Annotated in this window: 7 protein-coding genes; 2 read left to right on the top strand and 5 right to left on the bottom strand. The window is 70.6% G+C overall.

Annotated features, from left to right (window positions below):
* Window positions 1–14: 14 nt before the first annotated feature.
* From ABNQ40_RS15215 to ABNQ40_RS15195, 5 genes are all read right to left on the bottom strand, one after another.
* Window positions 15–14,807 carry an Ig-like domain-containing protein gene (locus tag ABNQ40_RS15215; protein WP_109051388.1) on the bottom strand — a complete coding sequence of 4,931 codons (14,793 nt, stop codon included), beginning with the start codon at window positions 14,805–14,807 and terminating at the stop codon, window positions 15–17.
* On the bottom strand, window positions 14,786–15,097 hold the full coding sequence (locus ABNQ40_RS15210) for a hypothetical protein (protein WP_146255517.1): 312 nt from the start codon (window positions 15,095–15,097) through the stop codon (window positions 14,786–14,788). The genes ABNQ40_RS15215 and ABNQ40_RS15210 overlap by 22 nt, the downstream gene beginning before the upstream one ends.
* A gap of 322 nt (window positions 15,098–15,419) precedes the next feature.
* Window positions 15,420–17,294, bottom strand: coding sequence for a glycosyltransferase family 41 protein (locus ABNQ40_RS15205; protein ID WP_109051387.1), 1,875 nt, complete (start codon window positions 17,292–17,294; stop codon window positions 15,420–15,422).
* Window positions 17,294–19,063 carry a tetratricopeptide repeat protein gene (locus tag ABNQ40_RS15200; RefSeq protein ID WP_158285614.1) on the bottom strand — a complete coding sequence of 590 codons (1,770 nt, stop codon included), beginning with the start codon at window positions 19,061–19,063 and terminating at the stop codon, window positions 17,294–17,296. Before ABNQ40_RS15200 ends, ABNQ40_RS15205 begins: the two co-directional genes overlap by 1 nt.
* Entirely contained in the window at window positions 19,050–20,525 is a 1,476-nt protein-coding gene (locus tag ABNQ40_RS15195; protein ID WP_282187218.1) for a tetratricopeptide repeat-containing glycosyltransferase family protein, read from the bottom strand. Before ABNQ40_RS15195 ends, ABNQ40_RS15200 begins: the two co-directional genes overlap by 14 nt.
* Window positions 20,526–20,611: 86 nt before the next feature.
* Here ABNQ40_RS15195 and ABNQ40_RS15190 point away from each other — a divergent pair, with 86 nt between their 5' ends.
* Together ABNQ40_RS15190 and ABNQ40_RS15185 are read left to right on the top strand one after the other, a co-directional pair.
* Window positions 20,612–20,845, top strand: a complete 234-nt coding sequence (locus ABNQ40_RS15190; RefSeq protein WP_109051384.1) for a tetratricopeptide repeat protein — start codon at window positions 20,612–20,614, stop codon at window positions 20,843–20,845.
* A 211-nt stretch (window positions 20,846–21,056) separates the two neighbouring features.
* Entirely contained in the window at window positions 21,057–23,807 is a 2,751-nt protein-coding gene (locus tag ABNQ40_RS15185) for a hypothetical protein (RefSeq protein ID WP_247879973.1), read from the top strand.
* The last annotated feature ends 23 nt before the right edge of the window (window positions 23,808–23,830 follow it).

The following is a 23,830-nucleotide window of genomic DNA, read 5'->3' as shown; positions in this document are numbered from 1 at the left end:
TGTCCCGACCGGCCTCAGCTCAGCCACAGGCCGCTGTCCGCCGCGGTGATCGTCCGCCCCTCGCGGACGCCGAAGTTCAGATAATGGGCCATCGGGTCCACCTTCGCCGCCGCGACATCGGGGTTGGCCGCCAGATAGGCACCGGTGTCGATCCAGGCCGACGGCGTCCGCCCCTCTTTCCAACCGAAGGCCTCGTAATGGTCATAGGCGCTGTCGATGGTGCCGGCCTGAAGGGCGGCGGCGACGTCGGCGTTGTGTTGCAGATACCAAGCCGTGTCGAACAGCGCGTTGGGATCGCGTCCTTCCTTTTCGCCCTTGAGCAGGTAATGCTGGAGGCCGCTGGTGAACAGCCCGGCGGCGACCGCCTTGGCGACATCCTCGTTCTGGGACAGGTAGAAGGCCTCGTCCAGCGCCACCGGTTGCAGCCGTCCTTCGGCCGCGCCGTACTGCCGGTAGTGGTCCATGCCGCTGGCGAACTCGCCGCGCGCCACCGCCTGCGCCACATCGGCATTGCGGGCGAGGTACAGCGTCTCGCTGATCTGCGAGGCACCGGTGTCGCTGATGACGCGCGTGGGCGCGTTGACCAGGACCACACGGTCGTTGAACCGCAGGATCTCCACGCTTTCCAGCCGGTCGACGCCGAGCGTGGCGCTGGCCATCGTCAGCGCGCCATAGGCGCCGTGGGCGATCAGCACATCGGCGAAGTTCGCCTCCACCCGCACGGCGTCGACGCCTTCGTCGCCGCGCAGCAGATCGTCGCCGGCGCCGCCCGACAGACGGTCGTAGCCGAGCCCGCCGAACACCGTGTCGTTTCCGTCGTCGCCATAGAGCAGATCGCGGCCCTCCCGGCTGCCGATCACGTCGTCGCCACCGCCGCCGCGCAGCGTATCGTCCTCGGCGCCCAGGATGATGGTCTGGTTGGCACTGTCGCCGATCGCCACGTTCGAGCCGGCGCCGCCGCCCACCGTGACCGCGCCGGTGATGACGGCGTAGTCCACGTTGTCGAGGTTCACCACCGTCCCGGCCGGAAGCTGGCGCGCGTCCAGCAGCACTGCCGAGGCCTGACCGGCCGGAGCCGAACCGGTGATGGTGATCGGCGTGGCCGGGGCCTGCCCCGTCGCGACGGTGGGCGTGACTTGCCGCAGCGTCACCGTGCTGATGGACGGCAGCGACTGGGTGAGTCCGGCGTTGGGCACGGTCGCGGTCGTCGGCGCGACGATGCCCAAGGTGCCCAGCTGGCTGGAGAAGGAACTGGCCAGCTCGCCCAGGGTCAGTCCGGAGGTGGTGCCGGTCGAGGTCATGCCCACGCCGGTCGGCAGGCTGGCCACCAGCACCGGGGCGACCGTGGTTCCGGCCAGCGGCACGTCCGCCAGGCTGGTCTTGCTGTCCGTATCGGTCCGGTTTTCCACGACCGGGGCGATCACCACGGACTCCGTCGGACGGCCCATGCCGTCGGTGCCCGTCGTCGTCGTCGTCGGCACGCCGTCGATCACGACCGTCGTCGTGGGCGGCGGGGGCGGCGGGGGCGAAGGAGTGGCGTTGACGATGGCCTGCCCGACGAGGCTGGCCATCTCATTGCCCGCCCGATCGGTCAAGGCGCTGCCCGACAGGGCTGGATCGTAGCTGAAGGTCACGGTCTGCCCGTGAGACACGGCGGACGCGAGCGTCAGGGTCAGGGTGTCGCTGCCCGTACCGGAGACGGCGGTGACGGCGCGGGGCGTGCCGTCGACCGTCACGCTCATGCCGGTGGTCTGATGGGGGGCCGCGGCGAGGTTCACCGCCTCGGCAAAGGTCAGGGTCAGCAGGCTCCCGTTGACGGAGAGCGCCGCCAGGAGCGTCGGCGCCACCGTGTCGATGGTCACGGCGAACCCGCTGGATGCGGAGGAGCTGTTGCCGGCCAGATCGACGGCCATGGCGCTCAGCGTGTGGCCCCCCTCGCTCAGCGAGGCCGCCGACAGGCTCCAAACCCCGGTCGTCGCGTCGGCCGTGGCCGTCCCGAGGGAGGAGGCCCCCTCGTACAGGGTGACGGTGCTGCCCGCCTCGGCGGTGCCGGTGATCGTCGGCGTGCCGGTGTTGGTCAACGTGCCGGCGCCGGTGGCAAGGCCAAGACCGGTCGGGGCCGCCACGGCGGTGTCGATGGTTACGATCAGCCCGCCGGACGCCGCCGAGGTGTTGCCGGCCGCATCGAAGGCCCTGGCGGTGAGCGTGTGCACCGCGTCGGACAGGGAGGAGGCCCCGATTGTCCAAAGCCCGCCGCCCCCGGCCGTGGCCGTCCCGACGGCGGTCCCGCCATCGTACAGCACGACCCTGTTGCCGGCCTCCGCCGTGCCGACGATGGTCGGCGTGGCGATGTTGGTCAGGTTGTCGGTGCTGCTGGCCCCGCTGTCCGTCGTCAGGTCGAGGGCGCCGGGAGCCGCCGCGACAGTGTCGACGGTCACGATCAGCACGCCGGACGCCGCCGAGGTGTTGCCGGCGGCATCGACCGCACGCACGGTCAGGCTGTGGGCGGCATCGGACAGCGCCGAGGACGGGCTGACCGTCCACAGGCCGCTGCCGTCCACCGTCGCCGAGCCGACGAGAAGAGCGCCATCGTACAACAGCACCGTGCTGCCCGCCTCCGCGGTGCCGGTGATCGGCGGCGTTGCGTTGTTCGTCAGGGTGTCGTCGTCGTTGGCGAGGTCCAGGTTGCCCGGCGCCGTGGGCGCCGTGGTGTCGATGCTGAAGATGAAGGGCGCCGACAGCGGCGATTCGACCCCGTCGGGGTCCGTGGCCGTGGCGGTGAAGGTGTAGCTCGACCCGCTCAGGCTTCCGGCCGTGATCGACCAGCGGCCGCTTCCGTCCGCGGTTCCCGTGCCGACGACGGTGATGTAGTCGTACAGCGTCACCACGCTGTTCGCCACCGCCGATCCCGTGATGGTCGGGGTGCGGACGTTGGTCAGCCGGTCGGCCTGGACGCCGCTGTCGGAGGCCGGGGCCAACCCGAGATCCGTCGGGGCGGTGCTTTCCGGCGTGATGGTCAGCGTCAGGCCACTGCTTGCCGACGAGGTGTTGCCCGCCGCGTCCACGGCCCTGACGGTCATGGTCTGGGCGCCGAGGCTCAGCGTCGAGGTGCCCCCCGACCAGTTCCCGGACCCATCCGCGTCGGTCTCGCCCACCAGCGTGCCGTTGGCGTACAGCAGGATGTGCGCGTTCGCCTCGGCATTGCCGGTCAGCACCGGTTGCCGGACGTTGGTCACGAGGTTGTCGAGACGGCCGCTGTTGCTGTCGGCACTCAGCACCGGAGTGGCGGGTGCCGATGGCGCGGTCGTGTCGATGGTGACCGCCAGCCCCGAGGCGGAGGTGGCCGTATTCCCGGCGCGGTCGACCGTCGTGACCGAAAGCTGACGCAGGCCGGAGTTCAGAGTCGTCGAGGTGATCGTCCAGGCGCCGTTGCCGTCGGCCGTCGTGGTGCCCACCGCGACGTTGCCGTCGTACAGCGTGACCACGCTGTCCGCCTCGACCATGCCGATGAGCGTCGGCGTGGTGTCGTTGGTCAGCAGATCGTCGCGCCCGCTGCCGGTGTCGGACGCCTGGGCCAGCAGCATCGAGCGGACAGGCGTCACGACATCGATGGTCACCAGCGGAGCGGACGGCCCCGCGGTGTTGCTGTTCGCGCCGGGCGCCACCGCCGTCAAGGTATAGTCGGCCACGCCCAGGTCGCTTGCCAGCAGGGTCCACAGGCCGTTGCCGTCGGCGGTCGCCGACCCGAAGAAGGTGATGCCCTCCCCGGCGGGGTTCACGCCCTCGTAGAGCTGAACGACGCTGTTGGCGCCCGCGCTTCCGCTTACCCGCATGATCGAGCGGACGGCCGTCGTCAGGTCGATGGTCACGACCAGTTCGCCGGAGGCGTTGCTGGTGTTCCCGGCCAAATCCGTTGCCCGCACGGTGAGCGTGTGCGCGCCCTCCGTCAAAGCGCCGGCCGTCACCGACCAGCGGCCGTCGCCGCCGGCGGTTCCCAGCCCGACGAAGACGCTGCCGTCATACAGGGTGATGACGCTGTTGGCCTCGGCGCTTCCGCTCACCGTCGGCGTGCTGTCGGAAGTCAGCCGGTCGCTGTTCGAGCTGCCGAGGTCGGAGCCCGCCGTCAGAACCGGCGTGGTCGGAACATCCGCCGCCGTGTCGATGGTGACGATGAGCACACCGGCGGCGCTGGTGTTGCCCGCCACATCGACGGCGGTCGCGGTCAGCGAATGCGTGCCGCTGGAAAGCGTCGAGGCCACGTCGATGGACCAGACGCCGGACCCGTCGGCGGTGGCGGTGCCGATGTTCAGGCCGCTGACGTCGTCGTGCAGCGTGACGACGCTGTTCGCCTCGGCGACGCCCAGGACCGTGGGCGTGGCGACCTTCGTGATGCGGTCGCTCGCCAGCGCACCGCTGTCGGAGCCGGTGCCGAGGCTCAGCCCCGTCGGCGTGGCCGAGGTGAGATCGATGGTGATGACGAGCGGAGCCGAGGCCGCGCCGGTGTTGCCCGCCACATCACGGGAAATGACGGTCAGGCTGTGCGTGCCCTCGCTCAGCGACGCCGAACTCATCGTCCAGGTGCCGGCGCCGTCGGAGGTCGAGCTGTTCAGAAGGGTGGCGCCGTCATACAGCATGACCACGCTGCCCGGCTCCGCCGTCCCGGTCAGGACCGGCGTCGTGCTGTTGGTCACGAGGTCGGCGGTCGAGCCGCTGTTGGAGCCCGCCGTCAAGGCGATGGACGAGGGCTGGGGTGCCGCGGAGTCGATGGTGACGAGCAGGACGGCCGAGGCGGCGCTGGTGTTGCCGAACTGGTCGATGGTCGTCGCCGTCAGGGTGCGCTCGCCGTCCGCCAGGCCAATCGCCTGGACCGTCCAGTTCCCGTCGAGACCGGCTGTCGACATGCCGACCAGGGCCGAGCCGTCGTACAGCATGACGACGTTGGAGGCTTCGGCCGTGCCGCGGATCGTCGGCGACGCGACGTTGGTCAGGCGGTCGGTCGCGCTGCTGCCGGAGTCGGTCGCCAGGACGAGGCCGCTTGGCGCGGCGGCCTGCGTGTCGACGGTGACGACCAGCGCGGCGGAGAGGCCGCTGGTGTTGTCGGTGACGTCCACGGCCCTGGCCGTGAAGGTGTGGGCGCCGTCGGCCAGCGTCGGCGTGGTGAAGGACCAGGTGCCAAGCCCGCTTGCCGTGACCGTCCCGACGGAGACGGCGTTGTCGTAGAGCGTGACGATGCTGCCGGCTTCGGCGGTGCCGGTGATGACCGGTGCGGTGACGTTCGTCTTGTTGTCGGTCGTGTCGCGGCCGCTGTCCGATCCGGTGGCGAGGGCCAGCCCGCCGGGTGTGTCGGCGGTGAGATCGATGGTCACCGTGAGGCCGTTGACGCCCGCGTTCCCCGCATTGTCGAACGAGGAGATTCCGAAGTTGTAGACACCCGCGGCCAGAGAACTCGACGGAGTGAAGCTCCAGGCGCCGGTCATGGCGTCCGCCACCACCGTCCCGATGGCCTGGGCGGTTCCCCCGTTGAACGCGCTCGTGATCGTGACGATCCGGCCGGCGCCGAGCGTGTCCGTTCCCACGATGCCGCTGAGCGTCGGCATGGTGTCGGAGGTGATCCGGTCGCTGTTGGAGGATCCGGTGTCCGACGACGGGGCAAGCGCAATCGAGACCGCGTCCGGCTCGGTGTCGATGGTGAAGTTCAGCGAAGCGGAGGCGGAACTGGTGTTGCCCGCCACATCGACAATCGTGGCGAACAGCGAATGCGCCGTTCCGGTGCCGCCCGCCAGGACGGAACTGGTGATCGACCAGGCGCCCGTGCTGTCGGCGGTGCCGGTGCCGAGCACCGTCGATCCTTCCAGCAGGGTGACGACGCTCCCCGCCTCCGCCCGGCCGGTGATCGTCGGGGTGGTGGCGGAGGTCAGGTTGTCGCCCACGAGTCCAGTATCGGAGGCGGCAGCCAGGGCGAGCCCCGTCGGGGCCGCCGCCGTGGTGTCGATCGTGACCGTCAGCGCCGCGGAGGCGGCACTGGTGTTGCCGGCCAGGTCGAGCGCGACCGCGGACAGCGTGTGCGTCCCGTCGGTCAGCGACGGGGTGGTGATCGACCAGGCACCGCTGCCGTTGGCCGTCACGGTGCCGAGACTGGTCGTGCCGTCATACAGCGTGACGAGGCTGTTCGCCTCGGCCGTGCCGGTGATGGTCGGGGCGGAGACCGAGGTGATGCGGTCCGCCGTGGAACCGCTGTTCGAACCGGCGCTGAGCGACGGGGTTCCCGGCGCGGCGGGAGCCGTGGTGTCCACGGTGATGGTCAGCGCCGCGGACGGATCGCTGGTGTTGCCGGCGACGTCGACCATCCGGGCCGACAGCGTGTGCGCCCCCGCGCCGAGCCCGCTGGCGGCGATGGTCCAGACGCCCGACCCGTCGGCCGTGCCGGATCCGACGAGGCTGGCGCCATCGTAGAGTCGGACGAGGCCGTTCGCCTCGGCCGTGCCGGTGAGGGTCGGCGAACCGGTGTTGATCAGCCGGTCGGTGTTGGAGGCGCCGCTGTCGACGACGAGCGACGGGGTCCCCGGCGCCGCCGCGGAGGTGTCGATGGTGATGACCAGCCCGGCGGAGGCCACCGAACTGTTGCCGGCGCCGTCGACCGCACGGGCGGTGAGGGTGCGGGTGCCCGGGACCAGGGTGCCGGTGGCAATCGACCAGACACCCAGCCCGTTCACGGTGGTGGAGCCGTAGCTCACGCTGCCGTCGTAAAGGGTGACGACGCTACCCGCTTCGCCGGTGCCGGTGATCGTCGGGTTGACGATCCTGGTGATGCCGTCCGTGCTGGAGCTTCCGCTGTCGTAGGCGGCGCCCAGCACCGGGGTGCCGGGCGCCGCCTGAACGGTGTCGATGGTGACGTTCAGCGGCGAACTGGCGGCGCTGGTGTTGCCGGCGGCGTCGGTCGCCTTCACCGTCAGCGTGTTCACGCCGTCGGCCAGCGACGCCGCGGTGATGGTCCAGCCCCCGCTGCCGCCGGCGGTCGCCGTGCCGACGGTCGTGGTGCCGCTGTAGAGGACGACCGTGCTGTTGGCCTCGGCCGAGCCGGACAGCGTCGGGGTCGCGACGTTGGTCAGGCGGTCGGTGTTCGACGTCCCGCTGTCGGAACCGGATGCGAGCGTGATGCCGGTCGGCGCGGTCGGCACGACCGTATCGATGGTGATCACCACCGCCGAGGACAGGACGCTGGTGTTGCCGGCGGCGTCCATGCCACGCACGGTCAGCGTGTGCGGACCGTTGCCCATCTGGCTGCTGGTGATGGTCCACAGCCCAGCGCCGTCGGCGGTCGTCGTTCCGCGCAGCGTGCCGCCTTCGTAAAGCGAGACGAACCCGCCGGCCTCCGTCGTGCCCGTGAAATCGGGCGTGGAGTCGTTCGTCGTCCAATCGCCGGTGACCCCGGTGTCGCTTGCGGCCGACAGGCCCAGCGAGGGCACCGCCGCAACCGTGTCGATGGTGACGACGAGAGCCGCGGAGGTCGAGCGGTTTCCGGCGAGGTCGGTCGCCTCGGCGGTCAGGCTGTGGCTGCCCGCCGCCAGCGAGGGGGACAGCAGCGACCAGCCGCCGAGGCTGTCGGCGACGACCGTGCCGAACGCGGTCGTGCCGTCGTACAGGACGACGGTGCTGCCCGCCTCGGCCGTGCCGCTCAGCGGCAGGACGGTGTTGTTGGTGAGATGATCGCTGTTCGAAATGCCGCTGTCGGACGCAACGGCCATGAGCAGGCTGGGCTGCGGGGTGGACAGGTCGACCGACAGGAGGAGGCTGCTCGACACCGTGGAGGTGTTGCCGGCGCGGTCGACGCTGAGCGCCGTCAGGGAATGGCTGCCCTGCGACAGCGAGTTCGTGGTGAGGGAGAAGGCGCCGGTCGCGTCCGCCGTCGCCGAGCCGACGCTGACGTTGCCTTCATACAGGGTGACGACGCTGAAGCTCTCCGCCGTGCCGACAATCGTCGGCGTGGCGAGCTTGGTCAGCCCGTCGGTGTCGGACACCCCGGTGTCGTTCCCGGCCGCCAGGGCCAGGTTCGACATCGTGAGGTTCTCGGTGTCGATGGTGACGATTAGCGGAGCGGACGCCGCGGCGGTGCTGTTGCCGGCCAGATCGGTGACGCGGGCGGTCAGCGTGTGGCTGCCGCTGATGAGCGTCCCCGTGGTCACCGTCCAGTTCCCCGAACCGTCGGCGGTTCCCGTGCCGACGAGCGTGGTCCCGGCGTAGAGGGTGATGACGCTGTACGCCTCGGCGCTTCCGCTCACCGTGGGCGTGGTGTCGTTGGTGAGCTGGTCGTTGGCGATGCCGCTGTCGGACCCGGCGGTCAGGCTGGGCGCCGACGACGGCAGGACGGTGAGGTCGACGTTGACGATCAGGGCCGCCGCCACGACCGCCGTGTTGCCGGCCGGATCCACGGCGTGGGCCGACAGCGTGTGCAGCCCCTCGGCCAGCGTCGGGCTGGCGACCGACCATTGGCCGAGGCTGTCCACCGTCGCGCTGCCCAGCAGGGTGTTTCCGTTGGCGTCGTAGAGCGTGACGATGCTGCCGGCCTGGGCGGTGCCGGTGATGACCGGCGCCGTCACCGACGTGACGGCATCGTTATTGACGCGGCCGCTGTCGGTAGCCGCTGTCAGAGCCAGGCCGCCCGGGGTCGGCGGCGTGGTGTCGATGGTCAGCAGAAGCGAAGCCGAGGCGCTGCTGGTGTTGCCGGCGTCGTCCACGGAGCGGACGGTCAGCGTGTTCACGCCGTCGGCGAGGCTGCCGGCGGTGATCGTCCAGGCGCCCGTTCCGTCGGCGGTGGCCGTTCCGACGCTGATGCCGCCGCTGTAGAGATGGACGGTGCTGAGCGCCTCCGCCGTGCCGGTCACGGTCGGCGTGGCCACCGATGTGAGGAGATCGCCCGGCGTGCTGCTGTCCGAGGCCGGGTCCAGCGCCGGCGCGGACGGCGCGTCGGGCGCGACGGCATCGATGGTGATGACCAGCGGGGCGGAAGCGGCTGCCGTGTTGTTGCCGGCGGCATCGACGACGCGCGCCGTGATGGTGTGCGACCCGTTGCTCAGCGGCGTCTCGATGGAATAGACGCCGGCGCCATCAGCCGTGCCCATGCCAACGAAATTGCCGCCGTCGTACAGCGACACCACCGCGCCCCTCTCCACCGTGCCGGTGAAGGTGGGTGCCAGCAGGCGGGTCTTCCCGTCGCCCGACACGCCGGTGTCCGACGCGGGGGCCAGGGCCGGCGCGCCGGGCGCGTCGACGGTCAGGTCGACCGTCACCACCAGCGTGCCGGCGCCGCTCGACGTGTTGCCGCTGGGGTCCACCGCGGTGGCGGTGAGGGTGTGCGTGCCCTCGGCGAACGCGGTCCCGGTGTAGGACCAGGCGCCGTTACCGTCGGCGACCAGCGTCGCCAGCGGCGTCAGGCTGCCGGCCAAGCCGTCGTAGAGGGTAACGGTGCTGTTCGCCTCGGCGGAGCCGGTCAGCGACAGCGTCGTGGCGTTGGTGATGCGGTCCGTGGCGCTGTAGCCGGTGTCCGACGCCGCGGTCAGGGCCATGGCGCTCGGAGCCGGGGTGGACAGGTCGATGGTGACGGTCAGCGCCGCGGAGGCGGCACCCGTGTTGCCGGCCGCGTCGACGGCCCGCGCCGTCAGCGTGTGTCCGCCCTCGGCCAGCGTGCCCGTCCCGATAGTCCAAACCCCGCCCGTCGCGACCTGCGTGCCCAGCGCGGTGGCGCCGTCGTACAGGACGACGGTGGCGCCGGCCTCCGCCGTTCCGGTGACGGTCTGCGTCCGGATGTTGGTGACGTTGTCGCGGACGCCGCTGTCGTCGGCCGGATCGGTCGACAGCCCGCCCGGCGCGTCGGGCGCCGTCGTATCGACGGTGACCACGAAGGCCGAGGAGGCATTGCTGGTGTTGCCGACGACGTCCACGACGCGCGCGGTCAGGCTGTGCGTGCCGTTGCCGAGCGCGGAGGTGGTCACCGACCAGTTGCCGCTGCCGTCCACGGTGGCGGTGCCGACGAGGTTGGCGCCGTTGTACAGCGAGACGGTGCCGTTGGCCTCCGCCGTTCCGGTGATGGTCGGGGCCAGGACGCTGGTGATCGCGTCGCCCGTCAGGCCCGTGTCGGATCCCGTCGCCAGGGCGAGGCCGGTCGGGGCGTCGGCGGTGCGGTCGATGGTGACGACAAGGCCGCCGGAGGCGGCGCCGGTGTTGCCGGCGATGTCCACCGCGCGGGCGGTGAGCGTATGGACGCCCGCCGCCAGCGAGCCCGTGCTGAGCGACCATATCCCGCCGTCGGAGGCGGTGGCGGTGCCGAGCGCCGTGGTCCCGTCGTTGCCATACAGGGTGACGACGCTGCGCGCCTCGGCGGTGCCGGTGACGGTGACCGCGTCGAGGTTGGTGATGCGGTCGGTGTCGACCGAGCCGCTGTCCGATCCGGCCTGCAGCGCCACCGCGCCCGGCTGATCGGGCGCCGTCGTGTCGATGGTGACCGTCAGGCCCGCGGAGGTGAGGACCGTCCCATAGGCATCGATCTTGGCATAAAGCGTGTGCGCGCTTCCGGTCGCCAGCGTGCCGGTCGAGGCGACGGTCCACACGCCGCTGCCATCGGCCGTGCCGGTGCCGATCAGCGTCAGGCCGCTGTAGAGGGAGACCGTCGCGCCCGCAAGCGCGGTTCCCGTCAGGATCGGCGAGACCACGTTGGTGATCCCGTCGTTGGGCACACCGGAATCGGAGGCGAGCTGGAGACCGCCGGGCACGCCGATGCGCCCGGTCACCGAAAGCGGCGTGGTCGTGACGGTTTCGTTGCCGGCCGCGTCCAGCGCGCGCGCGGTCATCGTGTAGGTGCCGCCGCCGAGTTCCGGCGTGGTGATCGACCACAGGCCGCTGTTGCCGACGGTCACGACCCCGAGCACCGCCGCCCCGACGGCGGAGCCGTCATACAGGGTGACGACGCTGTTGGCCTCGGCCGTGCCCGACAGGATCGGGGTGAACTGGCCCGAAGGCCCGGCGGTGTCCGCCGTCGGCACCGACAATCCCGGCCCGGTGCGGTCGATGCTGATGACCAGACCGGCGGACAGCTGGCTGGTGTTGCCGGCCACGTCCACGGCGCTGGCGGTCAGGGTGTGGTCGCCCTCGCCGAGGCCGGTGATCGTGGCGGACCAGTGGCCGGAACCGTCGGCCGTCGCGCTGGCGCTCGAACCGCCGCCATGGAGCGTAACCGTGGCGCCGGCTTCGGCCGTACCGGTGATGGTGGGGGCCAGCGCGTTGGTCAGGGCGTCGGCCTGGCTGCCGCTGTTGGTGGAGCTGCTCAGCGCCAGGGCGCCCGGCGTGGCCGAGGTCTGGTCGATCGTGATGGCGAGGGCGGCGGAGGCGGCGCCGGTGTTGCCGGCAATGTCCACCGCCCGCGCGGTCAGCGTGTGAGCCCCATCCCCCAGGCTGGCGGAGGTGACCGTCCAGGCGCCGGTGGCAAGGTCCGCCGTGCCCGTCCCGAGCAGGACGTTGCCCTCATACAGCCGCACGGTGCTGCCGGCCTCGGCCGTGCCCGTGATCGCCGGCGTAGGGATTCGGGTCCGGTTGTCGTTCGGCGTGCCGCTGTCGGAGTTCAGCAGGAGTCCGCCCGGAGCGTTCGGCGCCGTCAGGTCGATGTTGACGACAAGGCCGCCGCTCGCGGCGGAGGTGTTGCCGGCCGGATCGACGGCGCGGGCGGTCAGGGTGTGGATGTCGCCGGTCAGCGCGGACGAGGCGACCGTCCAGCTGCCGTCGGCTCCCGCCGTGGCTTGGCCGAGCAGGGTGTTGCCTTCGTAGAGAAAGACGATGCTGGACGCCTCTGCCGTCCCGATGACCGAGGGCGTCGTGAGGTTCGTCCTCGAATCGCCGGTGACGCCGGTGTCCGACGCCGCCGCCAGGGCCAAGCCGGTCGGGGCGGACGCGCTGGTGTCCACCGTGACGGTGAAGGCGGCGGAGGGGAGGCTGGTGTTGCCCGCAGCATCGACGGCCCTGGCCGTCAGCGTGTGGGCGCCGACGGCGAGGCCGCTGGTGGCGATTTCCCAGTTGCCCTGGCCGTTGGCCGTCGCGGCGCCGAGCGCCACGGCGCCGTCGTAGAGCGTCACGGTGCTGCCGGCAGCCGCCGTGCCGGCGACGGTGGGCGAGACGAGGTTGGTGAGGCCGTCGGTCGTGCTGCGGCCGGTGTCGGTGGCGGCGGTCAGCTTCAGACCGCCCGGCGCGTCCGCCGTGGTGTCGATGGTGACGGTCAGGCTCGCCACGCCGTCCCGCGTGTTGCCGGCGGCATCGCGCGAGCGGGTGGAGAAGGACCAGTTGCCGTCCGCGAGGGCGCTGCCGGCGGTCACGGTCCAGGCGCCGGACCCGTCGGCGGTGCCCGTTCCCACCACGCTGCCGGAGACCAGCAGATCGATGACGCTGTTCGCCTCGGCCGTGCCGGTGAAGGTCGGCGTCCTGACGTTCGTCAGCCGGTCCGAGGAGGAGCTGCCGCTGTCCGAGGCCGCCGTCAGCGACGGGGCGGAGGGAGCGGCCGGAGGCGTGGTGTCGATGGTGACGACGAACGGGCTCGAGGCGGTGCTGCTGTTGCCCGCCAGATCGACCGCGCGCGCGGCGAGGGTGTGTGCGCCGTCGCCCAGCGCGCCCAGCGTCATCCGCCAGATGCCGCTTCCGTCGGCGGTCGCATTGCCGAGAAGGGTGGTGGAGTCCTTGTACAGGCTTACGACGGCATTGGCCTCCGCCGTGCCGCCGATGACAGGGGTGTTGATGGCGGTGAGGTTGTCGCCCAGGATCCCGGTATCGCTCGCCGTCGCCAGCGCCAAGCCGGTCGGGGCCGCCACCGTGGTGTCCACCGTGAGCGTGAGGCCGGCCGAGACGGTGCTCGTGTTACCGGCCGTGTCCACCGCGCGGGCGGTCAGGGTGTGACCACCTTGGGAAACCGCGGAGGTGGCGATCGACCAGGCGCCGACGCCGCTGGCGGTCGTCGTTCCGACGCTCACCCCGTCGAGATAGAGGGTGACCGTGCTGCCCGCCTCGGCCGTGCCCGTCACGGTCGGCGTCGTGACGTTGGTGACACCGTCGGCGGAGGAGCGGCCGCTGTCCGATCCCGGCGTGAAGGCAAGGGTCGGCGCGGTCGGCGCCGTCGCGTCGATGGTCAGCAGAAACTCGCCCGACGCCGCGCTCTCCATGCCGGAGGAGACGGTCTTCGCCGTGATCGTCCAGGTGCCGTCGGCGAGCGCCGTGGTCGCCGTGACCGCCCATTGCCCGGTGCCGTCGGCGGTCCCGCTGCCCAGCAGCGTGGTCCCGTTGCCGTAGAGATTGACGACGCTGCCCGCTGCGGCCGTGCCGGTCAGGGTCGGCAGGGTCGCGTTCGTCCTGGCATCACCCAGCGTGCCGCTGTCCGAACCGACGCTGAGACCGGGGGCCGAAGGCGCGGTCACCGCGACCGGAAAGACCAGGAAACGGTCGGCGTTGCCGATGTCCATGGCCTGACCGCCCACGAAGACGGTATCGATCCCGGACACATAGACGGTGCCGGCGGTTTCGGTCAGCCACACCACGTCGTTGCCGGCGCCGCCGATCAAGGTCTCGACCGACGACACCATCATGGTCATGCCGTTGTTGGCGCTGACCCCGGTTACGGACACGACGTCGTTGCCGGCGCCGCCGATCAGCGTCTCCAGGGAGGAGACCTTGACCGTGCTGCCGCCGTTGCCCAGCAGCACCGTTTCAGTGCCTCCCTTTCCGATGATCGCCTCGATCGCCGAGACGCTCATCGTGATGCCGGTGTTGCCGAGCACCATGAGCGTGTCTTCGCCAGTGGTGCCGATCACCGTCTCGAGCGCCTCCACCTGCATGGTGTTGCCGACGGTGTTCCAGGCGATGGGGCCATCGCCGATGATCGGCGTCCCATCCCGGAACGTCATATTGACGACGTCGTTGCCGCTGCCGCCGATCAGCGTATTGAGGCTGGCGACCGTGACGGTGGTGCCGACGTCCAGCAGAATGGCGGCGTTGCGGGAGCCGGTTCCACCGACGATGGTGTCGATCATCGACACGGCGGTGGTGCCACCACCCGTCGCCATGTTGATCGTGCCGCTCTTGTAGCCCATCGTGAAGACGTCGACGGCGCTGCTGCCGATCAGCGTCTCGACGTAGCTGAGGCCGATCGTACCCCCCGCGCTGTCGAGCACGACGACGTCCCCGGCCTTGGAGCCGTTGCCGAGGAAGACCTCGATGTTTTTCACTTGGGCGGTGTTGCTGCCGCCGCCGATGGTCGCGACGATGTCGTTGCCAGAGGTACCGATCAGCGTCTCGACCGCCGTTACGGCGACGGTGCCTCCCACCTGGCCGTCGGCACCGAAACTGATGACGTCCTTGCCGGCGCTGCCGACGATCGATTTCAGATAGGCCACCGACATCGTGTTGCCGGCGGCGCTCGTCAGGACGATCAGGTTGGTGCCGGTCGAGGCGCCGACGAAGGTTTCGATCGACTCCACCGCCATGGACGTGCCGGTCGAGGCGCCCATGACCCGGTCGTAGCCGCCGCTGCCGATCAGCGTCTCCAGCGCTCGTACGGTGATGGTGTTGCCGCCCGCACCCGCCAACGTGACGACGTCCTTGGTGCTGACGCTCGTGCCACCGGTGATGTGGTCGAGGTTGGTGACCGCGAGGGTGCTTCCCGACGACCTCAGCACGACGCCGCGCGTGCCGAGCCCCTTGACGCCGGACCAGACATCCCCACTGCTGAAGATGTAGTCCGTGGCTCCCGCAATCAGGGTCAGAGTCTCACCGGCAGCCATACCAATCCCCATCTAGAGGCTTCCCGGAAGGAAGCTTGACGATCGCGGTCCAAGGGCTGGTATCGCGCCAACCACTGGCGCAGCCCGAAAATGCCCGCTTTTGACAAAGGCGGACAATCGCAACCTAAGGGGATATTTTTGAAGAAGTCCAAAATCAAAATCAGTCGATTTGTGACAAAGTCAGTTGTAGACAAGTCTTTAATAATGGTTAATGAATAATTAATATCAATACTTTGCAGACAATCTATAATGAAAATCAAAATGGCTTTCATATTTTTAATCGACTTCATTCCGATTCCATTAATATTATCGTTAACCTCCGGCATGAAAACATGTGATTCGGAAAGAAATTTCCTGAAACGACCAGCAGCAGGAAAGCCGAGATCTGGATAATTTCAAGGAATAAATACAAGCGTGCATTCGCAATGTTGAGATGTTGCTCGCTGCCGTCGCGAGTGAGCGAAGGCGGCGACGTCCGCTCCGGTGGGGAGGTCGCCGATGCTTGCCTCCCGCAACGGCCGCCGCCGCCCCACGCCGCTGCGGAATGCCCCTGCCGACGGGAAATGACCGGGGAGCGGTGCGATGCGATTCAGCGGAGTCCGGAATGATGCGCTAAGGACGGCCGCCCAGTGCCCAATCGCGCCACATGGCCCGGTAAGACTGCTCCACTGACCGTGCGAAACCGCGATGATCGAGAAGCGCCGAGCCTTCCAACCGCTTCCGCATCCCCCGGCGCAGCCCGGACAGCTGCGAAAGGTCGCCGGCCAACGACGCCGCCGCGTCGACATAGCCGGCCTCATCCTGCTGGATCAACTCCTCCAGCCCACAGTGGGACAACAGGCTGGCGCCTACCCGCGCCACGTGATGGCTGCCGGCGAGCGTGATGACCGGAACCCCCATCCACAGCGCCTCGCAGGTCGTGGTCGTGCCGTTGTAGGGAAAGGGATCGAGCGCCACGTCCAGCCGGCCGTAGGCCCGCAGATGATCGGCGACGGACTCGGTCGGCATCAGAAGCTCGATCCGTTCGGGACGCGCGCCCCGGCGGGCGAAATCCCGGTGTACGGCGTTCCGCACCGCGGAATCCTCGAAGCCGGGACTCTTCAGCAGCAGCCGGGCCGATGGCACCCGCGCCAGAAGGGCGGACCACACCCGCACCACCTCCGGGGTCATTTTGGCCAGGCTGTTGAAGGAGCCGAAGGTGACGAAACCGTTGGCGAGCGCCGGCGGGTCCGCGACCGGGCCGGCGTCGGCGGGCGGCTGGAAGGCGAGGAAGCCGCGCGGCAGCCGCACCAGCCGCTCGGCGTGCCAGCCGTCGCTCTCGCCCGGCGGGTCCGCGACGGCATCGGTCAGCCGGCAGTCCACCGCCGGCATGCCGGTCGTGTCGGGATAGCCGAGCCACGTGACCTGCACCGGCGCCGGCCGCCGTGCGAACAGCAGGGGCCGCCCGCCCGCCGTGTGGCCGGCCAGATCGACGAGGATGTCGATGCGGTCCCGCCCGATCAGCGCCGCGGCGTCCGCATCGTCCAGATCGGCCAGCGACCGCCAGCCGTCGGCCAGCGCCTCCATCCGCAAGGTCATGCCGTCCCGCCGCCGCTCGGTCGCGTAGCAGAGGACCTCCACCGCGCCGCGATCATGCCCGCGCAGCAGCGGCTCGATGAAATGAGCGCAGGCGTGATGGCAGAAATCCGGAGACACATAACCGACCCGCAGCCGCCGGTCGGGATCGCGGTCGTTGGCGAAGGGCTTCGCCCCGTCGAAAAGCGGCCGCGCGTGGCGCTCGTTCCAGTGCGCGTGCGCGCGGGCGATGACCTCGGGCGGAATCCAGGGCGAGTAATGGAGGGCCAGCAGCAGGTTGGAGCGCATCAGCACCATGTCGGGGTGATGCTCCAACCCCTTCTGGAGAATTCCGATCGCCTCCGTGATGCGCCCCTGGTCCTTCAGCGCCTCCCCCAGATTGACGAAGGGCTGCGGCAGATCCGACCGTGCCCGGATCGCCGCCAGGTAGCTGTCCACCGCCTGCGTCAGCGCCCCTTCCTCGCGCTGGCAGTCGCCGAGATTGCTCAGCGCCTCGCCCATACCGGGATCGAGGCGGATCGCCCGTCCATAGGCTATCTTGGCGCCCCTGGGATTCTGCACCGATTTGAGCAGGTTTCCGGCGTTGAACCAGGAACCGGGAGCCTCAGGGCTGAGCGCGAGCGCGACGCGCAGGGCGGCCGTCGCCTCGGCGACGCGCCCCTGGTCACCGAGCGTGCAGGCGAGGTTGCTCCGCACGCCCGAATCCTCCGGCCAGCCCGCCACCGCCTTGCGGAGACAGGCGGCGGCCTCCTCCCAGCGCCGCGCCCGGCGCAGCAGGATGCCCAGGTTGTTGTTGGCCTGCGGATGGCCGGGCTCCCGCGCGAGCACGGCGCGGTAGCCGGCCTGCGCCGCCGCGAACCGGCCGTTCTCGTGCTCCGCCAGCGCGGCGGCGAAGGTCTCCTCCGTTTCCATCAGCGCAGCCCCGTCTCGTCGAGGATGGCCAGCAGCCGGTCGGCCGAGCGTTCCCAGGTGAAGCGCGCCAGACGGTCGCGGGCGGACGGCAGGCGATCCCCTCCCCGGATGATGCCCCTCAGGATCGCGGCGGCGGCCTCCTCGTCCGGCACCCACCAGTCCAGCCCGTGGAAGGGGGGGTAGAAGCCCCCCTCCCCCGGCACGCGGGCGGGGCCGACGGAGGAGGGGATCAGCCGCGCGTTCCCCGCGTCGAGATAGGCGAGATAGGCGGAGTGGGCGGGCGCGATCAGCCCCAGCCCCATAGCCCCGGCCGTGGCCATGGGCAGGTCCCAGCCCTCCCCATGCGACAGGCTCCAGTAATGGGTGGCGGCGCGGTGAAGCCCCTTCATCTCCTCGTCGGACAGCAGCCGGTCGATCAGCACCACCGGCGCGGCCTCCGCCAGCCGCCGGCCCACGGCCTGCTCCGCCGCCCGCACCAGCTCACCGAGCTGTGTCCGCAAGCCCGGACCGAGGCTCCGGCCGAGCTTCAGGATGAGCACGGCCTCGTCGGTGGGCGCGGTGGCGCGCAGCCAGACCCGCAGCAGCCCGTCGATGTTCTTGCGCGGGTTGAAGTCCGAGACGTTGAGGAAGCGGTGCCGGTAGCTCGACACCCGCCGCCCGCCGGAGGCGACCAAGACAGGGACGCTCCCCGGCCCCGCCGGATCGACGCCGAGCGGGCAGACGCGCAGGCGGTCCTCGGGAAAGCCCCGCTCCGCCCAGGCCAGGCGCGAGGATTCGGTCGGCACCACGATCAGGTCGCTGCGCTCGCTCATCCGCCGCCATGCCGGCGGAATCCGCGTCCCCTCGAACATGGAGAAGGTCACGGCCGCACGGCCCGGCACCCGCTCCACCGCCAGCGGAATGAGGCAGTTCACCATCGCCCGCGCCGGCACGGGCCGGTCGAGCCGGCTTCCCGGCCAGGATTCCGGCCCTTTGATCCCGACCGCCTCCAGCGGCACCTGCCTCGCCCGCAGCGCCCGGATGAGGCACTGGCAGAAATAGCCGTAACCCGTGGCGCTCTCGAAGGGGCCGCGGATTGCCACGCCGCCGGCCTGCGTTCCGGTGGTGCCGGTCATGATCCGATAGCGCCCGCAACGGGCCAGTCCGTCCGCCGCGTTCGGAACGGCCGGATCGAGCCTCAGCCCACGCCGGAAGGCCTCCGCCGCCGCATCGACCTCTCCCAGCCGCAACAGCATCTCGCCGAGCTGGACATGGGCGAGGGCGCCGGAGGGATCCTCGGCGATGGCGTGGCGAAACCCGGCGATGGCCTCCTCGAACAGGCCGGCCAGCATCCGCACCGAGGCGAGGTTGAACCACGCCAACCCGGACCGGGGGTCGAGACGGACCGCCCGCGTCAGGGCACGGACCGCCCCATCCAGATCGCCGCGTTCCTGCCGCACGGTGCCAAGACGCTCCTGGCCGAGCCGGAAGGCCGGATCCAGCAAGGCGAGCACACCGAAATGCCTTTCCGCCGCTGCCCAGTCGCGCCGCTGCTGCCGCAGAAGCGCCAGATTGCAGCGGGCGGCAACATGTGCGGGGGCGATCTGCACCGCCTCCTCCAGCGGCCCCACCGCCGTATCGCCGTTGCCGGTCGAGACCAGCGACGCTCCCAGCAGGTTGAGGATGTCGGCGTCGCGCACTCCCGCCTCCAGCAGGGCAAGGCAGGCCACGGCGGCCTCCGCATGGCGGCCTGCCTCATAGAGCGCGACGGCAGATTCAAGATCGGGCACGTCGAACCTCATCCGCTACGGCTTCGGCCACCCGCAGCATGCCCCCGTGCCAGTCGTTGGGGCGCGCCATGCGGAACAGCCGGTGCGCCGGATACCAGGGCGTGCAGTCGGGATGCTTCATCCAGCGCCAGTCGCCCAGCCAGGGCAGCACCAGGAACACCGGCCTGCCCAGCGCCCCGGCGACATGCCCGACCACGGAATCGCAGACAACCACGAGATCCATGGCCTCCGCGAGCGCCGCGGTGTCGAGGAACCCCTCCGCCCCGGCCCGCCGGCCCGGCAGGTCGACGATCCCGAACCGCGCGCCCAGCCGCTCCAGCTCGTCCAGCCCGACAGCCTGTTGCAGGCTGAAGAGCCGCGTGCCGGGAACCTGCGACAGGGCTTCGAAGCAGTCCAGCGGGATGGACCGGTCGTCGCCGTCGGCACGCCACTGGACGCCGACCCGGAGTTCGCCCGGCCGTGCGTGCCCGCGCACCCGCTCGCGCCAGAAGGCCGCCCGTTCCGGATCGGTCCGCAGATAGGGAATGCCCTGTGGGATGGTATCCGCCCTGGTGCCGCAGCGGTGCGGCAGGCTCATCAGAGACAGGCAGCAATCGAAATCCGGCAGCGTCTCCCCCCGCGCCACCAGCATGTCGATGCCGGGGGCGGTGGCGAGCAGCTGTTTCAGCAGCGGCTGGCACTCGAAGACGGTCTGTGCGCCCCTGGCCTTGAGCAGCGGGAAATAGCGGACGAATTGCACACTGTCGCCCAGCCCCTGTTCGTAATGGACCAGGATGGTCCGGCCGGCGAGCGGACCGCCGTCCCAGACCGGCTTGCCCGGAAAGCTCCGGTTCCATTGCCAGACCGCCTGGCCGGTGCGCCATTCATAGTCGCGGAAGCCCTCCTCCAGCGCGCCGCGCATGAGCTGGGCGGTGCCCAGATTCTTGCGATGCTCGGGCCAGGACGGATCGATCCTGACGGCGCGCCGGAAATGTCCCAGCGCCGCCCCGGGCCGCCGTTGCGCCATGATCGCCGCGCCGACATTGTTGTTCACCGCCGCCCCATCGGGTTGCAGCAGCGCAGCCAGCCGGAAGGCGCGCTCCGCCTCCTGAGGGTCGTCGAGCGCCATCAGCGCGCTGCCCAGCGCGAATGCCGCGCCCTCGTGGTCTGGCCGCAGGGCGATCAGGCGGCGCAGGGCCGGCAGGGCACACCCCGGCCGCCGCCGTTCCAGATGGACGGAGGCGAGATGGAAGAGCGTGTCGGGATGCCCGGGCCGCAGGCGGAGCGCCACATGCAGCGCCGCCGCGGCCTCTTCCGCACGCCCCATCGTCCACAGGGTCACCCCCAGCAGGAACCAGACCACCGGATGCTCCGGCCGCAGGGCGGTGGCGGCCCGGAAGCTCGTCGCCGCCTCCGGCAACTCGGATCTCTCTACGCCCAGCAATCCCCGGTTGAAAACAAGAAGAAAGCCTTCCTCACCCACGACTGTCCCTCTCACGGACGCCACCAAAAAAGCGCCATCCGGAAAACCCCGTCGGCGGGCCGGCGGCCAATGCCAACCATTGTCGGATGGAAGCCGCTCCGCCGCAAGGCGCCATCACGCTCGCCCAGGCCCTGGACCGGGCGGTCGCGTTCCATCGGGCCGGCCGCGCCGAGGAGGCGGCCGATCTCTGCCGCTCGATCCTGCAAGTCCGGCCGGAGCAGGCGGAGACCCGCTGCCTGCTGGGCACCATCGCGTTCGGGCAGGGCGTGACCGAGACCTCGGACGAGCATAAAACCAGGGGCATAAAACCGGGGCCGTGAGCCCGGGGAGAAGGGAACATCGGATGGAACGCATCGGCGTGGCGAGCCGCTCGGAGGATTGCCAAGACCTGGCCGATGATGCAGGGTCGCCCCCCGGATCGATGGACGGAGGGAACGAATGGAACGGACCGCCGGTTCCCGCCTCAGGGATTTCACTCCTGTGCCGCGCCTCCCCCGCCACGGGAGAGAAACGCCGGCCGGGAGCTGACGGGTGCATCCCTTCGCGATTGCGACGGCCGGCGACGCCGCCTATTTCCCGCTGCTCCAGGGGCTCGTCCGCTCGATCCGCGCCTTTCCACAAGGGGCCGGGGTTCCCGTCACCGTCCTCGATCTCGGGCTTGGGGCGGAGGATCGGCGCTGGCTGACCGGCGAAGGGGCGCGGCTGGCGGTCCCCGGTTGGGACCATCCCTTCGACCGGCCGATGCCGGAGTATTTCAAGGCGATGGTGTCGCGCCCCCATCTTCCGAACCATGTTCCGGACGCCGCCGTCATCCTGTGGCTGGACGCCGACTGCTGGGTGCAGGATTGGTCGGCCATCGAGCTGCTGCTGACGGGTGCGGCGGCGACCGGCTTCGCCATCGTGCCGGAGCTTGACCGCGCCTACACGCCCTTCTACGACGGTGCGCCCTACGCCCATCACCTCCATGACTGGTACAAGGCCTGCTTCGACGAGGACACGGCGCGCCGCCTCTTCGCCTACCCTCTGCTGAACTGCGGCGTCTTTGCCGCGCGCCGCGACGCGCCGCACTGGGCGCTCTGGGCGCGCCTGCTGGCGGACTCCCTCCGCCGGACCGCGCTCTTCGTCAGCGAACAGGTCGCGTTGAACCTCGCCCTGCGCACCGGCGGGCTGCCGTTCAGCCAGTTGCCGGCGCGCTGCAACTGGATCTGCTTCCGGGCCATGCCCTTCAGCTCCGCGGACGGCCGGTTGCTGCTGGAGCCGGAGCTTCCCCACGCCCCGCTCGGCATCCTGCATCTGGCCGGCTACCCCCTGCCCCGCAAGCAGGACCCCCACACCCTCTCCACGCCCGAGGGCGGCACGGTCACCCGCCCGCTCAGTCATGCGCCGCCACCCGGAACGCCGCATGCCAGGGTGGAGGAGGCCCTGGGCCGGGCTTTCGCCCTCTACCAGCAGGGAAAGCCGGAGGACAGCGGCAGGCTCTGCCGCGCGATCCTCAACGCGTCGCCCGACCAGACGGCGGCGGCCTTCCTGCTGGGCGTGGTGGATTTCTCCCTGGGACGGCAGGAGGACTCGCGGCGGCATTTCGCCCTCGCCGTCGCCTTGCAGCCGGATCTGGCGGACGCCTTCAGCAACCTCGCCCTTCTGGAACGCCATGCCCGCCCCCGCCTCGCCGCGGCCCTGATCCGGCGGGCGCTCCGCCTTCAGCCGGACGCCCTGCTCTTCACCCGGCTCGGCACCCTGTTCCGGGACGAACGGCGCGGCGGCGAGGCGCTGGAGGCCCATCGGCGGGCGCTGGCGCTCCAGCCGGACTCGGCGGAGGCATGGCGCGAGAGCGCCCACAGCATGCGGGCGGCCAAGCGGCTGGCTCAAGCCGCCCAGGGCTACGACCACGCCCACCGGCTTGCCCCGGAGCGGACCGAATTGCTGTGCGACCGCCTGTTCGCGAGCCTGTCCATCTGTGACTGGCGAACCCACGAGGAGACCTGCCGCCGGCTGCTGGACGTCATCGACCGCGACCGGGGAGTGGTGCTGCCGCTGCTGAGCCTGCTCATCGGGACCAGCCCGGCCCAGCAGGACCGCGCGGCCCGCCGCTTCCACCGTGAGGCCGTCGGGCCGGTCTCGCCGGCTGCGGCCCCGCGGCGCACCCTGCCGCCGGGGGGACGGCTGAACATCGCCTATCTCTCCGCCGACTTCCACGACCACGCCACTGCCCACCTGACAGCGGAGCTTTTCGAGCTGCATGACCGTGCGCGCTTTTCCATCTTCGGCTATTCCTACGGCGAGGATGACGGAAGCCCGATGCGGCGGCGGCTGGAAGCCGGCTTCGACCGCTTCCGCGACCTGCGGCAGGCCGATCCCGGCACGGTCGCGGCGCTCTGCGCCGAGGACGGCATCCACATCCTGGTGGACCTCAAGGGCTATACCCAGAACGTCCGGCTGACGCTGCTGGCGCGGCGTCTGGCTCCCATCCAGGTGGCCTATCTGGGCTATCCGGGACCCTTGGGCGCGGAACTGCTGGACTATGCCATCGGCGACCGCATCGTCACGCCGCCCGAGCACCAGCCCTTCTACCGCGAGCGGCTGGTCCGGATGCCCGACAGCTATCAGGTCAACGACCGCCGCCGGCCAACCGACGCCCCGATGCCGACGCGCGCGTCCTGTGGTCTGCCAGCCGAAGGCGTCGTCTTCTGCGCCTTCCACGCCGCCTTCAAGATCGCCCCCGACCTGTTCGCCCTGTGGATGCGCATCCTGCGCCGCGTTCCGGCCAGCACGCTCTGGCTGCTGGACGCGGGAAGCGACGCCACCGCCAATTTGCGGACGGAGGCGGCGCGCCATGGCGTCGAGCCGGCGCGGCTGGTCTTCGCCGCTCCCCGTCCGCAGGCCGAGCATCTCGCCCGCTACCGGCTCGCCGATCTGGCGCTCGACAGCTTTCCCTACACCGGGCACACCACCACCTCCGACGCCCTATGGATGGGGGCGCCCGTCCTCACCCTGCATGGCGGAACCTTCGCCTCCAGCGTGGCGGCCAGCCTGCTGCACGCCGCCGGCCTGCCGGAGACGGTCACCGGCTCCTTCGCGGAGTACGAGGAACGGGCGGTGCAGCTGGCCGGACAGCCGGCGACGCTCACCGGCTTTCGCCACCGGTTGGAGGCCGGCCGCAGCACGGCCCCCCTGTTCGACACCCCGCGCTTCACGCGGCATCTCGAACGCGCCTTCCAGACCATGTGGGACCGCCACGCCGCCGGCCTGCCGCCGGAAGCCTTCACGGTCGAGCCGTCCTGAGTCCGATGGCCAACGACCCGGCC

Origin of the sequence: Azospirillum sp. A23 (genome assembly GCF_042938965.1) — a bacterium.
In the GTDB taxonomy this organism is placed as follows: Bacteria; Pseudomonadota; Alphaproteobacteria; order Azospirillales; family Azospirillaceae; genus Azospirillum; species Azospirillum melinis.
The sequence above is the reverse complement of the archived record's forward strand: the minus strand, read 5'-3'. Positions and strand labels throughout refer to the sequence as shown.

Bases quoted from the DNA above. Each gene is read 5' to 3' on its own strand.
- ABNQ40_RS15215 (WP_109051388.1), bottom strand. From the start codon at position 14,807: ATGGCTGCCGGTGAGACTCTGACCCTGATTGCGGGAGCCACGGACTAC.
- ABNQ40_RS15210 (WP_146255517.1), bottom strand. From the start codon at position 15,097: ATGAAGTCGATTAAAAATATGAAAGCCATTTTGATTTTCATTATAGAT.
- ABNQ40_RS15205 (WP_109051387.1), bottom strand. From the start codon at position 17,294: ATGGAAACGGAGGAGACCTTCGCCGCCGCGCTGGCGGAGCACGAGAAC.
- ABNQ40_RS15190 (WP_109051384.1), top strand. From the start codon at position 20,612: ATGGAAGCCGCTCCGCCGCAAGGCGCCATCACGCTCGCCCAGGCCCTG.